The 13,683-nt window shown below is 69.1% G+C and carries 13 protein-coding genes and 2 pseudogenes; 5 read left to right on the forward strand and 10 right to left on the reverse strand.

Annotated features, from left to right (window positions below; translation table 11 throughout):
* A partial coding sequence (locus tag GAK38_RS21630) for an IS3 family transposase (protein WP_325345865.1) occupies window positions 1–176 on the forward strand: 176 nt, incomplete at its 5' end.
* 36 nt (window positions 177–212) lie between these two features.
* Here the strand turns inward: GAK38_RS21630 and GAK38_RS21635 are convergent.
* Window positions 213–458: a transposase gene (locus GAK38_RS21635; RefSeq protein WP_296800002.1), complete on the reverse strand. Its 246-nt coding sequence runs from the start codon at window positions 456–458 to the stop codon at window positions 213–215.
* A gap of 59 nt (window positions 459–517) precedes the next feature.
* On the opposite strand from GAK38_RS21635, the pseudogene GAK38_RS21640 reads away from it, so the two are divergent.
* Window positions 518–1,384: pseudogene (locus tag GAK38_RS21640) on the forward strand (PQQ-dependent sugar dehydrogenase); the annotation flags it as partial.
* A 123-nt stretch (window positions 1,385–1,507) separates the two neighbouring features.
* On the opposite strand, the gene typA reads toward GAK38_RS21640, so the two are convergent.
* The 6 genes from typA to rimP all read right to left on the reverse strand — a co-directional run bounded on the left by typA (window position 1,508) and on the right by rimP (window position 9,790).
* Window positions 1,508–3,334, reverse strand: a complete 1,827-nt coding sequence (gene typA, locus GAK38_RS21645; protein WP_325346996.1) for a translational GTPase TypA — start codon at window positions 3,332–3,334, stop codon at window positions 1,508–1,510.
* Complete coding sequence (gene truB / locus GAK38_RS21650) at window positions 3,331–4,329, reverse strand: tRNA pseudouridine(55) synthase TruB (RefSeq protein ID WP_325346997.1); 999 nt, start codon at window positions 4,327–4,329, stop codon at window positions 3,331–3,333. The genes typA and truB overlap by 4 nt, the downstream gene beginning before the upstream one ends.
* Before the next feature lie 2 nt (window positions 4,330–4,331).
* Window positions 4,332–4,700 (reverse strand): 30S ribosome-binding factor RbfA, encoded by a 369-nt coding sequence (gene rbfA / locus GAK38_RS21655; protein ID WP_325346998.1) that lies wholly within the window; start codon window positions 4,698–4,700, stop codon window positions 4,332–4,334.
* Window positions 4,701–4,707: 7 nt separating this feature from the next.
* Window positions 4,708–7,575, reverse strand: a complete 2,868-nt coding sequence (infB, locus tag GAK38_RS21660; protein ID WP_325346999.1) for a translation initiation factor IF-2 — start codon at window positions 7,573–7,575, stop codon at window positions 4,708–4,710.
* Window positions 7,576–7,599: 24 nt separating this feature from the next.
* The gene (nusA, locus tag GAK38_RS21665; RefSeq protein WP_325347000.1) at window positions 7,600–9,084 is read right to left on the reverse strand and encodes a transcription termination factor NusA; all 1,485 of its coding nucleotides are present in this window, start codon (window positions 9,082–9,084) and stop codon (window positions 7,600–7,602) included.
* Window positions 9,085–9,184: 100 nt separating this feature from the next.
* On the reverse strand, window positions 9,185–9,790 hold the full coding sequence (gene rimP / locus GAK38_RS21670) for a ribosome maturation factor RimP (RefSeq protein WP_325347001.1): 606 nt from the start codon (window positions 9,788–9,790) through the stop codon (window positions 9,185–9,187).
* On the opposite strand from rimP, the gene GAK38_RS21675 reads away from it, so the two are divergent.
* Both GAK38_RS21675 and GAK38_RS21680 read left to right on the forward strand, forming a co-directional pair.
* Window positions 9,784–10,035 (forward strand): hypothetical protein, encoded by a 252-nt coding sequence (locus GAK38_RS21675; protein ID WP_325347002.1) that lies wholly within the window; start codon window positions 9,784–9,786, stop codon window positions 10,033–10,035. The genes rimP and GAK38_RS21675 overlap by 7 nt on opposite strands.
* Before the next feature lie 7 nt (window positions 10,036–10,042).
* Window positions 10,043–10,633, forward strand: coding sequence for a hypothetical protein (locus GAK38_RS21680; protein WP_325347003.1), 591 nt, complete (start codon window positions 10,043–10,045; stop codon window positions 10,631–10,633).
* Between the two features lie 108 nt (window positions 10,634–10,741).
* On the opposite strand, the gene GAK38_RS21685 is transcribed toward GAK38_RS21680, so the two are convergent.
* Window positions 10,742–11,008, reverse strand: a complete 267-nt coding sequence (locus tag GAK38_RS21685) for a hypothetical protein (RefSeq protein ID WP_325347004.1) — start codon at window positions 11,006–11,008, stop codon at window positions 10,742–10,744.
* A 285-nt stretch (window positions 11,009–11,293) separates the two neighbouring features.
* The gene (locus tag GAK38_RS21690) at window positions 11,294–12,634 is read right to left on the reverse strand and encodes a lytic murein transglycosylase (RefSeq protein ID WP_325347005.1); all 1,341 of its coding nucleotides are present in this window, start codon (window positions 12,632–12,634) and stop codon (window positions 11,294–11,296) included.
* A gap of 496 nt (window positions 12,635–13,130) precedes the next feature.
* On the opposite strand from GAK38_RS21690, the pseudogene GAK38_RS21695 reads away from it, so the two are divergent.
* Window positions 13,131–13,468: pseudogene (locus tag GAK38_RS21695) on the forward strand (sensor histidine kinase); the annotation flags it as partial.
* A 39-nt stretch (window positions 13,469–13,507) separates the two neighbouring features.
* Here the strand turns inward: GAK38_RS21695 and GAK38_RS21700 are convergent.
* On the reverse strand, window positions 13,508–13,683 hold a 176-nt coding region (locus GAK38_RS21700; RefSeq protein ID WP_325345865.1), incomplete at its 5' end, for an IS3 family transposase.

Consider the following 13,683-nt stretch of genomic DNA (forward strand, 5'->3'; position numbering starts at 1 on the left):
TGAAGACGGCCTGCGTCCATGGTCAACGGTTTGCCACACGCGAGCAGGCACGCCAGGCGGTCATGGACTGGATCGCCTTCTACAACCATTCGCGGCTACATTCGGCGTTGGGCTACCTCAGCCCCATGCAGTTCGAACAACGCTGGTTGGCGACGCAGCGCAAATCTGCCGCTTGATGACCGGGCTATGCACTCCGGTTTTCAGGGGCAACCTCACTCCTCCTCCAGCCGCGCCACTTCACGTTTGAGCCGTGCATGTTCGGCCAACTCCAAGCGTTGTGCCTGATCGTCCTGGTCGTGCCGCCGCGCCTGGGCGCGCCAACTGTACAGCTGGGCAGGCTGCAACCCCAGATCACGAGCCACCGTGGTTACCCCTTCTGTGGCCGCTCGCAACAGTGCCTGCTGCCTGAACTCCAGGCTGAACTCCTGCCCCTTTCTGCCTGCCTTGCTCTTGGTCATCGTCCACCTCCTATTGCGATAGTTAATCGCTTATAGGGGTGTCCGTGAAACGGGGGCAAGATCAGACCTCGCCGTTCGGCATCGCGCTGGTCGGCAAGGAACTGTTCGTGGCCAACGCCGACGCGCTGGTCAAGTTCCCCTATGACGAAAGCGCGACGAAAATCACCGCGCCGGCCACCAGGGTGACCGGCCTGCCGGCCGGCATCAACCACCACTGGACCAAGAACGTCATCGCCAGCAAGGACGGCAGCAAGCTCTACGTGACCGTCGGCTCCAACAGCAACGTCGGCGAGAACGGCATCGACAAGGAAGAAGGCCGCGCCGCGATCTGGGAAGTGGACCGCGCCAGCGGCGCCAAGCGCCTGTTCGCCAGCGGCCTGCGCAACCCCAACGGCCTGGCCTGGGAGCCCAGGACCGGCGTGCTCTGGACCGTGGCTAACGAGCGCGACGAACTCGGCAACGACCTCGTGCCCGACTACCTCACCTCGGTCAAGGAAGGCGCCTTCTACGGCTGGCCCTACAGCTACTGGGGCCAGAACGTCGATACCCGCGTAAAGCCGCCGCGCCCCGACCTCGTGGCCAAGGCCATCGCGCCGGACTACGCGCTCGGCGCCCACGTGGCCGCGCTCGGCCTGACGTTCGCCGAAGGCGCGAAGCTGCCCGCGGCCTATGCGAGCGGCGCCTTCGTCGGCGAGCACGGCTCGTGGAACCGCAGGCCGCACAGCGGCTACAAGGTCGTGTTCGTGCCGTTCGCCGACGGCAGGCCGCAGGGCGTGCCGCGCGACGTGCTGACCGGCTTCCTCAACGACAAGGACGAGGCCCAGGGCCGCCCCGTCGGCGTGGCGATCGACAAGCGCGGCGGCCTGCTGGTGGCCGACGACGTGGGCAACACCGTCTGGCGCGTGACCGACGCCGCAGCGAAGTAATCGGGGGGTATGCTGCTGTAGCGACCACCATCCGGGCGCTACAACTTCCTAGCCCCGAGAGTATCCAAAAACGACAAAGCTGCGAAACGCGGCTTTGTCGTCTGGAGGTGGGAGAAAAGCCGCTCAGCCTTCGCGCGACGCGCGCTTGCGCTCGTGCTCCTTGAGGAAGCGCTTGCGCAGGCGGATGCTCTTCGGCGTGATCTCGACCAGTTCGTCGTCCTCGATGAACTCCACGCCATATTCGAGCGTGAGGTCGATCGGCGGCGTGATCTTGATCGCGTCCTCCTTGCCGCTGACGCGGAAGTTGGTCAGCTGCTTGGTGCGGGTGGCATTGACCACCAGGTCGTTGTCGCGGCTGTGGATGCCGACGATCATGCCCTCGTAGACCGGGTCGCCGGCCTTGACGAACATGCGGCCGCGGTCGTCGAGCTTGCCGAGCGCGTAGGTGAAGATCTCGCCGTCGTCCATGCTGATGAGCACGCCGTTCTTGCGGCCGGCGATCTCGCCCTTGTGCGGCTCGTAGCCGTCGAAGATGTTGCTGATGAGGCCCGAGCCGCGCGTGAGGTTCAGGAACTCGTTGGTGAAGCCGATCAGGCCCCGCGCCGGGATGCGGTACTCCAGGCGCACGCGGCCGCGGCCGTCGGGTTCCATGTTGACCAATTCGCCCTTGCGCTCGCCGAGCGCCTGCATCACGCCGCCCTGGTGGCCTTCCTCGATGTCGGCGGTGACCAGCTCGATCGGCTCGTGGCGCACGCCGTCGATGTCGCGGAACACCACGCGCGGCTTGGAGACGGCCAGTTCGTAGCCCTCGCGGCGCATGTTCTCCAGCAGGATGGTCAGGTGCAGTTCGCCGCGGCCGGCCACCTCGAAGATGCCGTCTTCATCCGTTTCCTTCACGCGCAGGGCCACGTTGTGCTGCAGCTCCTTTTGCAGGCGGTCCCAGAGCTGGCGGCTGGTCACGAACTTGCCTTCGCGGCCCGCGAGCGGCGAGGTGTTCACGCAGAAGTTCATCGTGAGCGTCGGCTCGTCCACTCGCAGCATCGGCAGCGGCGCGGGGTTGGCCGGGTCGGTCACGGTCACGCCGATGCCGATGTTCTCGATGCCGTTGATCAGCACGATGTCGCCGGGGCCGGCCTCGGGCGTCTGCATGCGGTCCAGGCCCTGGAAGGTCAGCACCTGGTTGACGCGGCCCTTGGTGGACGGACCGTCCGGGCCTTCCATCACCAGCACGTCCTGGCCGGGCCTGAGCGTGCCCTGGCTGATGCGGCCCACGCCGATGCGGCCGACGAAGGTCGAGAAGTCGAGCGCCGAGATCTGCAGCTGCAGCGGTGCGGCCGGGTCGCCCGAGTTGGCCGGCACGTGTTGGAGGATGGTGTCGAACAGCGCCGACATGTCGGGGCCCCACTGCTCGCCCGGTTCGCCTTCCTCCAGCGAGGTCCAGCCGTTGATGCCCGAGGCGTACACCACCGGGAAGTCGAGCTGCTCGTCGGTCGCGCCGAGCTTGTCGAACAGGTCGAACGCGGCGTTGACCACCTTGTCGGGGTTGGCGCCCGGCTTGTCGACCTTGTTGACCACGAGGATCGGGCGCAGGCCCAGCGCCAGCGCCTTCTTCGTGACGAAGCGCGTCTGCGGCATCGGGCCTTCCTGCGCGTCGATCAGCAGCACCACGCTGTCGACCATCGAGAGCGCGCGCTCGACCTCGCCGCCGAAGTCCGCGTGGCCCGGGGTGTCGACGATGTTGATGTGCGTGCCCTTCCAGCGCACGGCGCAGTTCTTGGCCAGGATGGTGATGCCGCGCTCGCGTTCGATGGCGTTGTTGTCCATCACCGTGTCGACCACCTTCTCGTGCTCGGCGAAGGTGCCGGACTGGCGCAGGAGCTGGTCCACCATGGTGGTCTTGCCGTGGTCGACGTGCGCGATGATCGCGATGTTGCGGATGGGAGTGCTCATAGGGTTTCCTTGGTCGCCGCCCGGTGTGCGGACGGCGGGGTCGTGCTTTCCTGCTGTTCCAGGACCTGCTGGATTTCGATGGGGCTCAACAGCCGCCCCGGGATGAGTTCGCCGGCCTTCGCATGGGCCGTGCCCAGCAGCGCCGCCGGCCGCGCGCCGAACACCGCGACCGCCGGCGCGTCGGCCCAGTGGCCGCGGCGCCGCACGCCCGAGAGAAAGCGCGCCGCATCGTCGCCCGCGAGCGTGACGCGCGTGTGATCGGGCAGCAGCGACTCGACCGGCAGCAGCCGCGCGAGCCGCGCCGCCTCGTCGAGCGATTCGAGCGCGGCCAGCGTGAGGGCCTGTGCCACGCCGAAGTGGCCGGTCGCCACGCGGCGCAGCAGCGTCAGGTGGCCGCCGCAGCCGAGCGCCTCGCCGATGTCCTCGCCGAGCGTGCGGATGTAGGTGCCCTTGCTGCAGCGCACGCGCAGGTGGACTTCGTGCACGCCGGGCGACGGCGCTTCCAGCCGGGCGTCGAGCGTGCGGATGTGCACCCGGCGCGCTGCGCGCTCCACCTCGATACCCTCTCGGGCATACTCGTAGAGCGCTTTTCCTTCGCGCTTCAGCGCGCTGTACATGGGGGGAGTTTGTTCGATCTCGCCGACGAATCGCGGCACGGCGGCGGCCAGCCTGGCTGCATCGACGTCCACCGCGCGCTCTTCGACCACGTCGCCCTCGGCATCGCCGGTGCGCGTCTTCACGCCCAGGCGCACAACGGCCTCGTAGGTCTTGTCGGCATCGAGCTGGAGTTGGCTGAACTTGGTCGCCGCGCCGAAGCACAGCGGCAGCACGCCGCTCGCGAGCGGATCGAGCGTGCCGGTATGGCCGGCCTTCTCGGCGCGCAGCAGCCACTTGGCCTTCTGCAGCGCATCGTTGCTGGAGAAGCCCAGCGGCTTGTCGAGCAGCAACACCCCATGCACAGGGCGCCGCTGCACCCGTGTGCGTGGCGCGTTCATGCTTACTCTTCTTTGGAGCGCGAGGCGACCGCCTGGGCGATCAGCGCGTTCATGTCGGCCGCGCGCTCGGTGGTGCGGTCGAACAGAAAGTGCAGCGTCGGCACGGTGTGGATGTGCAGGCGCTTGAACAGGCCGTTGCGCAGGAAGCCCGCGGCCTGGTTGAGCGCCTCCTGCGTCTCCTGCGGATCGCCGACGAGCACGCTGAAGAACACCTTCGCATGCGCGTAGTCCGGCGTGACCTCGACCGCCTGCAGCGTGACCATGCCGACGCGCGGGTCCTTCAACTCGCGCGCGATCAGCTCGGTCAGGTCGCGCTGGATCTGGTCGGCGACCTTGAAACCGCGGTTCGGGGTGGAAGACTTCTTCGGCATCGCGCGCTCACAGGGTCCGGGCGATTTCCTTGATCTCGAATATCTCGAGCTGATCGCCTTCCTTGATGTCGTTGTAGTTCTTGAGCTTGATACCGCACTCGAAGCCTTCCTTGACTTCGCGCACGTCGTCCTTGTGGCGCTTGACCGACTCGATCTCGCCGGTGTAGATGACCACGTTTTCGCGCAGCAGGCGGAAGCGCGCATTGCGGCGCACTTCGCCCGAGGTGACGTAGGAGCCCGCCACCGTGCCGATCTTGGAGGCCACGAACACGGTGCGGATCTCGGCCGTCCCGATGACTTCCTCGCGCTGCTCGGGCGCCAGCATGCCGGACATCGCGGCCTTCAGCTCATCCACGGCGTCGTAGATGATGTTGTAGTAGTGGATGTCCACTCCGCTCGTTTCGGCCGCCTTGCGGGCGCCGGCGTCGGCGCGCACGTTGAAGCCGATGACGACGGCCTTCGACGCGATCGCGAGGTTGATGTCGCTTTCGCTGATGCCGCCCACGCCGGCGTAGACCAGCTGCACCCGCACCTCGTCGGTCGAGAGCTTGAGCAGCGACTGCGACAGCGCTTCCTGCGAGCCCTGCACGTCGGCCTTGATGATGATCGGCAGGTTCTTGACCTCGCCGGCCGTCATCTCGGAGAAGACGTTTTCGAGCTTCGCGGCCTGCTGCTTGGCCAGCTTGGTGTTGCGGAACTTGCCGGCGCGGTAGGTCGCGATCTCGCGGGCACGGCGCTCGTCGGCCATGACCATGAAGTCGTCGCCGGCCTGCGGCACGTCCGACAGGCCCTGGATCTCCACCGGGATCGACGGGCCGGCCGTCTTCGACGCCACGCCGTTCTCGTCGAGCATGGCGCGCACGCGGCCGTAGGTCTGGCCCGCGAGCACCACGTCGCCCACCTTGAGCGTGCCGGACTGCACCAGCACGGTTGCGACCGGGCCGCGGCCCTTGTCGAGCTGGGCTTCGATGACGATGCCCTTGGCCGCGGCATCGACCGGCGCCTTGAGTTCGAGCACTTCGGCCTGCAGCAGCACCTGCTCCAGCAGCTCGTCGATGCCCTGGCCGGTCTTGGCCGAGACGCTGACGAACGGCGAATCGCCGCCGTACTCCTCGGGTACGACCTCCTCGACCACGAGCTCCTGCTTGACGCGCTCGGGGTTGGCATCGGGCTTGTCGATCTTGTTGACCGCCACCACGATCGGGACGCCGGCCGCCTTCGCGTGCTTGATGGCTTCCTTGGTCTGGGGCATCACGCCGTCGTCGGCCGCCACCACCAGGATGACGATGTCGGTCGCCTGCGCGCCGCGGGCACGCATGGCGGTGAACGCCTCGTGGCCCGGGGTGTCGAGGAACGACACGACGCCGCGCTCGGTCTCGACGTGGTAGGCGCCGATGTGCTGCGTGATGCCGCCGGCCTCGCCCGAGGCGACCTTGGCGCGGCGGATGTAGTCCAGCAGCGAGGTCTTGCCGTGGTCGACGTGGCCCATGACGGTCACGACCGGCGCGCGCGGCAGCAGCTCGGCCTGCTGGTTCTGCACTTCCTCGTCGGTGAAGGCTTCCGGATCGTCCAGCGCCGCCACCACCGCCTTGTGGCCCATTTCCTCGACCACGATCATGGCCGTGTCCTGGTCCAGCGGCTGGTTGATGGTGACCATCTGGCCCATCTTCATGAGCGTCTTGATCACTTCCGACGCCTTGACCGCCATCTTGTGGGCGAGTTCGGCCACGGTGATGGTCTCGGACACGTGCACCTCGATGATGCGCTGCTCCACCGGCGCCTGCTGCGGGTGGTGGTCATCGCGGTCGCGGTCGCCGCGGCGGCCGCCGCGCGGACCCCCGCGCCAGCTGTTGCGGCCCACGCCGCCCGTGCTGTCGCCGCGGGTCTTGATTTCCTTCTTCTTGGCCGTGTCGCCGGCCCAGCTGGAGGACAGCTTGGCCGACTTGACTTCCTTGTTGCCGCCGGCCGGCGCAGCTACGCCCGTGCCGGCGCGCGCGCCGGCGCCTGCCTGCGCAGCCGGCTTATGCAGCGTGCCCTTCTTGGCGGCATCGGCCGGCGCGGCGGCCTTGGCCACCGGTTTGGGCTCTTCCTTCTTGGGCGCGACCAGCACCTTCTTGGGCGTGGCCATCATCGAGCGGATCGCGGCGGCCTCGGCCTCGGCCTTGCGGCGGCGGGCTTCGAGGTCGCTGGCGCGGGCCCGTTCCTCCTCGGCGCGGGCGCGCGACTCCTCGGCGGCCTTGTCGCGGGCGGCCTGCTGGGCAGCCACCCGGGCGGCGGCTTCGGCGGCCTGCTCGCGGCTGGCCTCGGCGCGCTGGGCATCGACCTGGGCGCGCTTGGCGGCTTCCTGCTCGGCGTAGGCGGCGGCACGGGCCTCGGCCTCGCGCTCGCGCTGTTCGCGCAGCTCACGCTCCTGGCGCTTGGCCTCCAGCTCCACTTCCTGGCGACGGATCAGCTCGGCCTGGCGGCGGGCTTCCTCCTCGCGCCGGACGAGTTCCGGGTCCTGCGGCGCCGGTGCTCCGGCAGCTTGCACAGCCTCGGCCGCCGGCACGCCTTCGGCGGCTCCGTCGAGGCTGTCGTCGCGCTTGATGAAGGTGCGCTTCTTGCGCACCTCGACCTGGATGGTGCGCGCGCGGCCGGTCGCGTCGGCCTGCTTGATCTCGCTGGTCGACTTCTTGGTCAGCGTGATCTTGCGGCGGTCGGCCGCCACGGTGCCATGGCTGGCCTGCAGGAAGCCCAGGAGCCTCTGCTTGTCGGACTCGGTCAGGGCATCGCCGGTGGACGCCTTGGCGACGCCGGCGGAGCGCAGTTGCTCCAGCAGCGTTTCAGGAGATTTCTTGAGTTCGCTCGCGAACTCGGCTACGGTGTTGCTCGACATATATGGTTCGTGCCTCCATGATCTTTACTCTTGGCCGGCGAACCAGTGTTCGCGGGCCTTCAAGATCAGTGCCTTGGCCTCGTCCTCGGACTGGCCTGTGATTTCGGTGAGTTCGTCTATCGCCAGATCGGCCAGGTCGTCGCGGGTGCGGACGTTGGCGGCCTCCAGCTTCGCGATGTGCTCGGGCGCCAGCCCTTCGAGATCGCGCAGGTCCTGGGAAACGCCGGCGGCATTTTCCTCGCGGGCGATCTCCAGCGTCAGCAGCGCATCCTTGGCACGGGCACGCAACTCGGTGACGGTCTCTTCGTCGAAGCCTTCGATGTCGAGCATTTCCTGCAGCGGCACGTAGGCGACTTCTTCGAGGCTCGTGAAGCCTTCGGCGATGAGGATGTCGGCGATCTCCTCGTCCACGTCGAGCTTCTCCATGAACAGGCGGCGGCTGGTGTCGGCCTCGTTGGCCTGCTTCTGCGCCGATTCCGCCGCGTCCATGATGTTGATCTTCCAGCCGGTCAGGTCGGACGCGAGGCGCACATTCTGGCCGCCGCGGCCGATGGCGATGGCGAGGTTCTCCTCGTCCACGACCACGTCCATCGCATGCTTCTCCTCGTCGACGACGATCGAGGACACGTTGGCCGGCGCCAGCGCCCCGATCACGAACTGGGCCGGATCCTCGCTCCAGAGCACGATGTCCACGCGCTCGCCGGCGAGTTCGTTGGTCACCGCGTTCACGCGGGTGCCGCGCACGCCGACGCAGGTGCCGATCGGGTCGACGCGCTTGTCGTGCGAGAGCACGGCGATCTTGGCGCGGCTGCCGGGGTCGCGGGCGCAGGACTTGATCTCCAGCAGGCCCTGCTCGATCTCGGGCACCTCCTGGCGGAACAGCTCGATCATGAACTCGGGCGCCGAGCGCGACAGCAGGATCGGCGCGCCGCGCAGCGTCAGGTCGACCTCCATGATCATGGCCCGCACGCGGTCGCCGCTGCGCAGGTTCTCCTTGGGAATCATCTCGCTGCGGCGCAGGCGCCCTTCGACGCGGCCGCTCTCGACGATGATGTCGCCCTTGTCGAGCCGCTTGACGGTGCCGGTGAAGATCTTGTCGCCGCGCGACATGAAGTCGTTGAGCAGCATCTCGCGCTCGGCGTCGCGGATTTTCTGCAGGATCACCTGCTTGGCGGCCATCGCGCCGATGCGGCCGATGGGCAGCGACTCGACCGGCTCCTCGATGTATTCGTCGACCTCGATATCGGGGATCTGTTCCTTGGCCTCGAACAGCAGGATCTCCTGCTCGGGCAGCTGCAGGCCGGCCTCGTCGGGGACGACGTGCCAGCGGCGGAAGGTCTCGTAGACGCCGCTGTCGCGGTCGATGGCCACGCGGATGTCGACATCGCCCTCGTACAGCTTCTTGGTCGCCTGCGCCAGCGCGGATTCGACCGCGCCGAACACCACGTCGCGCTCGACGTTCTTCTCGCGCGAGATGGCTTCGACCAACATCAACAATTCGCGATTCATGCCATGACTCTCCTGTTTTCGTTCCTGCTGCGGGCCGCCGGGGGGCCTGCCGCGCATCCTGTTTGCTGTCGCCGGCGGCCGTGGGTGGACGGTCGGCCGGTCAGCCCTCCGCCGGCTTCGGGGCCGGCGCGCGGCCCTTGAAATCCACGATCGGCGCCAGGCGGATCTCCCGTACCTCGTCGAGCGTGAAGGCCATCGCATGCACCGGCGCCGGAGCACGCTTCTTGCTCACCCGCTGGCCCGGCTTGACCTTCGGCTCGTCGGACCAAACGATCTGCCAGGGGGCCGCGGGCGGCGCGGCGCCGGCCACGCGTTCGAGCTGGCCGCGGACTTTCTTCCGGTTGGCGGCGATGCCTTCGGTGGCGGCCGCGCCGAGCGGCTCCTTGAGCGTCAGGTCGACGACCTCGCCCTCGAAGCGCTGCAGGTCGCGCTCGTCGCGCAGCAGCCGGTCGATCCCCGGCGAGGACACCTCAAGCCGGTGGTAGTCAATGCCGTCGACCTCCAGCGCGAACTGCAGCTGGCGCGTGACCTTCTCGCAGTCCTCGACGGTGATGAACTGCTCAGGCACCTGGAGGGCTCCCTCTGGCGCCGGCGCCCAGGGCAGATCCACCGTGATGCGCAGCAGACCGCCCGCGGAGCGCTCGATCTCCACCAGGTCGTATCCCAATCCAATCACCGTCTGCTCGACGATCTGCCGCAATGCCACGTGCTGAAGTTTCTGTCTGGTCGATGAAAACAAAAAAACCCGAAAACCCGGGAACGGCCCCGCGGCAGCGAGCACAAAAATACACGCCCAAAAAAAAAGAGCGGTCGGAACCCGCCCTCTCGGTCGTGAACCCGGATTATAGCGCGGCCGCGCACCTTCTGTCGCCATCCATCGATGCCCACCGACCCGCGCAGCCTGCTCCAATTGCCACCCGAACGGCTTTTTTCAATATCCGCCGTGCATGACACACGCATGAAGACACCCGCTATCCCACCAGACGCATGGCGCCGGCGCGCCTGGCTCCTTCGCCTAGCCGCCGCCGCGACGGCGGCGGCGCCCGCCCCAGGCCGGGCCGGCTACAACATCTGGACCCAGACCTATACGGTCGAGATGCCGGAGATCGCGGCACGGCTGGCCCGGCACTTCCCGCTGACGGTGCGGCCCTCGCCGCTGTTGGCGGCGGAGCTGAGCGAGCCCGCGGTGGCGCTGCATCCCGAGACCAACCGGCTGTCGGTCGCCACGCGGGTGCGCATCGCCAGTCCGTTGCTGGCCCGCGTCGCCCAGGGCGCACTCGCCATGCAGACCGGGCTGCGCTTCCAGGCGGACGACCGGACGGTGCGGCTGTACCAGCCGGACGCCGAGCGGCTGGAGCTCGACGCATTGTCGCGGCGCGACAACCAGAACCTGCAGCTCGCGGCCTCGGCCCTGGCCCGCGAGGCGCTCGACGGCTACCCGCTGCACCGCTTTGCGCCGGAAGACCTGCGCTACGGCGGCCGCAGCTTCGAGCCAGGGGAAATCCGGGTGACGGCGCAGGGCATCGAGGTGCAGCTGCGTCCGGCCTGACCGCCGCCCTGCCCGCAGGAACGACGAGGCGCCGCAGCCTGCGAGGCTGCGGCGCCTTGATTTATCCGCCAGGGTGCGAAGGCCGGCACCGCACCCCGGCGGTCGCGCTCAGTCCGTGGCGTTCCTGAGCGACCTCTTGGCCTTCTTGGCCGAATGCTCGGATCGCTCCTTGTGGTAGCCCGACTTCACGTTGTTGACGGCCTTGCCGACCGGGCCGCTTCGCTGCGCCTTCTCGTCGGCGCGTTTCTGCTCGATCTTGTGCTCGGCGGCGTCGGAAGCCTCCGAGGCGGCCTTGGTGACCTGGGCGCCGGCCGTGCCTGCTGCCAGGATGGCGAAGGCCGCGGCGGCCGCGGCGAATAGCGGGTGCATCTTCATGTAGAACCTCCGTAGGAGAACAGCGAATGACCCGATCCTCGCCGCCCCGACGGGCTGCGCCTGTCAGCCGCAGGCGCGTCTGCGCGGGGGCCGGCGCCCCGAGCGGCTGTGCGCACGGTGGCGGCGCACCGTCTCGTGAGCGCCACAACCCGGCCCTCTTTCGCCACCTGCCGGGTCGCGGCCCTGACCCCGGGGATTCGACGAGGCGGCCGTGCGCGACCGGGGTTCCGGGCGCTGCCGTGCCGCCGCACGGCCACCTTTCTCGGTCGAGCCTGGCAAGCGCCGTCAGCCGCCCGCCGCAGCCGGCGCCAGGCGCTCAAGCCAGTCCAGCGTCGGGTAGCCGTCGACCGCGTCCGCGCCCACGCTCTGCTGGTAGCGGCGCAGGGCCGCGCGCGTCGCCGGGCCAGCCACGCCGTCGGGCGCGCCGGCGTCGAAGCCGCGCGCGTTGAGCGCCTCCTGCAGCGCACGGGTCTGGCTGCGCGACAGCGGCTGCAGCTCGCGCGGCCAGGGCGCCACGACGCCCGGGCCGCCATCGATCTGGCGCGCCAGCAGGCCGACGGCCAGCGCATAGCTGACCGAATTGTTGTAGCGCAGGATGGCCCGGAAGTTGGGCCCGACCAGGAAGGCCGGCCCGCGCGCGCCGGCCGGCGCGACGATGGAGGCGCCCGCCAGCGGCGGCAGCGCGCCGCCGTCGATGGCCTGCATGCCTTCGGCCGCCCACTGCGATGCGTCCTGCCGCACCGCCAGCTCGGCCCGCGCGTGGTCGAAGCCCGGCGGCAGCCGCACCTCCACGCCCCAGGGCTGGTCGCGCTGCCAGCCCGCATGCGCGAGGAAGGCGGCGGTGGAGGCTGCCACGTCCGGCACGCTGCCCCAGATGTCGCGCCGGCCGTCGCCGTCGGCATCGACCGCATGCGCCAGGAAGACCGACGGCAGGAACTGCGTGTGGCCCATGGCGCCGGCCCAGGAGCCGACCATGTGGGCCGCGTCGATGTCGCCGTTGTCGATGATGCGCAGCGCGGCGATCAGCTCCTGGCTGGCCCAGGCGCGGCGCCGGCTTTCGTAGGCCAGCGTGGCCAGTGCATCGATGGCGCGGAAGCTGCCGAAATTGCTGCCGTAGTTGCTCTCGATGCCCCAGATGGCGGTGATGACCGATGCCGGCACGCCGAAGCGGGCGGCGGCGGCATCGAGTGGCGCGCGGTACTGCGCCAGCTGCGCCTGGCCCTGGGCGACGCGCTGGGCCGACACGGCGCTGTCGAGGTAGGCCCAGGGCGGACGCGTGAACTCGGGCTGGGCCCGGTCGAGCTCGATGACGCGCGGCTCGAACCGGGCGCCGGCCAGGGCCTGGCGAACCGTCTCGGGCCGGATGCCGGCGGTGAGCGCCTCGCGCTCGAAGCCGGCGAGCCAGGCGGCGAAACCGGCGGCGTCGGGCGCGGCCTGCGCCGCGTCGGCCGGCGGGCTGGCCGGCGGCAGCGGCACGGCCGGGGGCACCGGGGCCGGCAGCTGCGTGGGCACGGACGGCGGCGCGGCGGGCCGCGGCGGCTGGGCGGCGCAGCCGGCGAGCAGTGCGGCCGCGGTCAGCAGGGCGAAGCGCCGGAGGTGGGGAGGCAGGGCAGGACGGAGGGGCATGGGCGGATTGTCTCCCGCACGGCCGGCCCCTTTTGCGTCGGCATGTGACGCCATTGGCGCCCCGATACGCGCGATTCGCGCCGCACGCGCATCCATCCGTCGCACCGCCTTGGCGGGTACGGTGGCAAGGTGCAACAGTGCCTGCCATGCCCTCCCCGATCCATCCGCTCCTGGAGTCCCGCCGCCGAGGGCGTGAATGACAATGCACTCCATGCCGATCCCGTCCCTCCTCTCCAGGCTGACACGCCACGTCCGGCCCAGCCACAGGGATTCTGTTCCTGGGCCGCCACGGTGGCGCAGGCTGCTGCTGGCAGCCGCCGCCGGCTTGGTCATCGGTGCAGCAGTCGGCTACCTGTCGCATACTCCCGGGGCCGGGTACCCAACACGGTCGAAGGACGCCGGCCATTGGCTGATACGGGCGGCTCTCGTCCTGGCGGCGGCAGGCCAGATGGTCTACCGCGTCAAAGCGGACCGCCTGAAGATCCGGGTCGCCCGCGCCGAACGCAGCGCGGCCGAGGCTCAGCTTCGGCTGCTGGAAAGCCAGCTGGAGCCGCACATGATGTTCAACACGCTGGCCAACCTGCGCGCGCTGATCGCCACCGACCCGGTCCGCGCCGAGCGGATGCTGGACCACCTGATCGACTTCCTGCGCGCCACGCTGGGCGCCTCGCGCGCGGGGCGCCATACGCTGGCCGACGAGTTTGCGCGGCTGGCCGACTACCTCGCGCTGATGGCTGTGCGCATGGCCCACGCCTGGCTTATGCGCTGGAGCTGCCGTTCGCCTCGGTGCCGGTGCCTGCGCTGCTGCTCCAACCGCTGGTGGAGAACGCGGTGTGAGGTTGCCCCTGAAAACCGGAGTGCATAGCCCGGTCATCAAGCGGCAGATTTGCGCTGCGTCGCCAACCAGCGTTGTTCGAACTGCATGGGGCTGAGGTAGCCCAACGCCGAATGTAGCCGCGAATGGTTGTAGAAGGCGATCCAGTCCATGACCGCCTGGCGTGCCTGCTCGCGTGTGGCAAACCGTTGACCATGGACGCAGGCCGTCTTCA

It is taken from the genome of Xylophilus sp., from assembly GCA_009914555.1.
Classification (GTDB): Bacteria; Pseudomonadota; Gammaproteobacteria; order Burkholderiales; family Burkholderiaceae_C; genus WNDY01.

Excerpts from the sequence above, each read along its gene's own strand:
- GAK38_RS21635 (WP_296800002.1), bottom strand. The coding sequence starts at position 458 with ATGACCAAGAGCAAGGCAGGCAGAAAGGGGCAGGAGTTCAGCCTGGAG.
- typA (WP_325346996.1), bottom strand. The coding sequence starts at position 3,334 with ATGAGCACTCCCATCCGCAACATCGCGATCATCGCGCACGTCGACCAC.
- truB (WP_325346997.1), bottom strand. The coding sequence starts at position 4,329 with ATGAACGCGCCACGCACACGGGTGCAGCGGCGCCCTGTGCATGGGGTG.
- rbfA (WP_325346998.1), bottom strand. The coding sequence starts at position 4,700 with ATGCCGAAGAAGTCTTCCACCCCGAACCGCGGTTTCAAGGTCGCCGAC.
- infB (WP_325346999.1), bottom strand. The coding sequence starts at position 7,575 with ATGTCGAGCAACACCGTAGCCGAGTTCGCGAGCGAACTCAAGAAATCT.
- nusA (WP_325347000.1), bottom strand. The coding sequence starts at position 9,084 with ATGAATCGCGAATTGTTGATGTTGGTCGAAGCCATCTCGCGCGAGAAG.
- GAK38_RS21675 (WP_325347002.1), top strand. The coding sequence starts at position 9,784 with ATGCCACGTGCTGAAGTTTCTGTCTGGTCGATGAAAACAAAAAAACCC.
- GAK38_RS21680 (WP_325347003.1), top strand. The coding sequence starts at position 10,043 with ATGAAGACACCCGCTATCCCACCAGACGCATGGCGCCGGCGCGCCTGG.
- GAK38_RS21685 (WP_325347004.1), bottom strand. The coding sequence starts at position 11,008 with ATGAAGATGCACCCGCTATTCGCCGCGGCCGCCGCGGCCTTCGCCATC.
- GAK38_RS21690 (WP_325347005.1), bottom strand. The coding sequence starts at position 12,634 with ATGCCCCTCCGTCCTGCCCTGCCTCCCCACCTCCGGCGCTTCGCCCTG.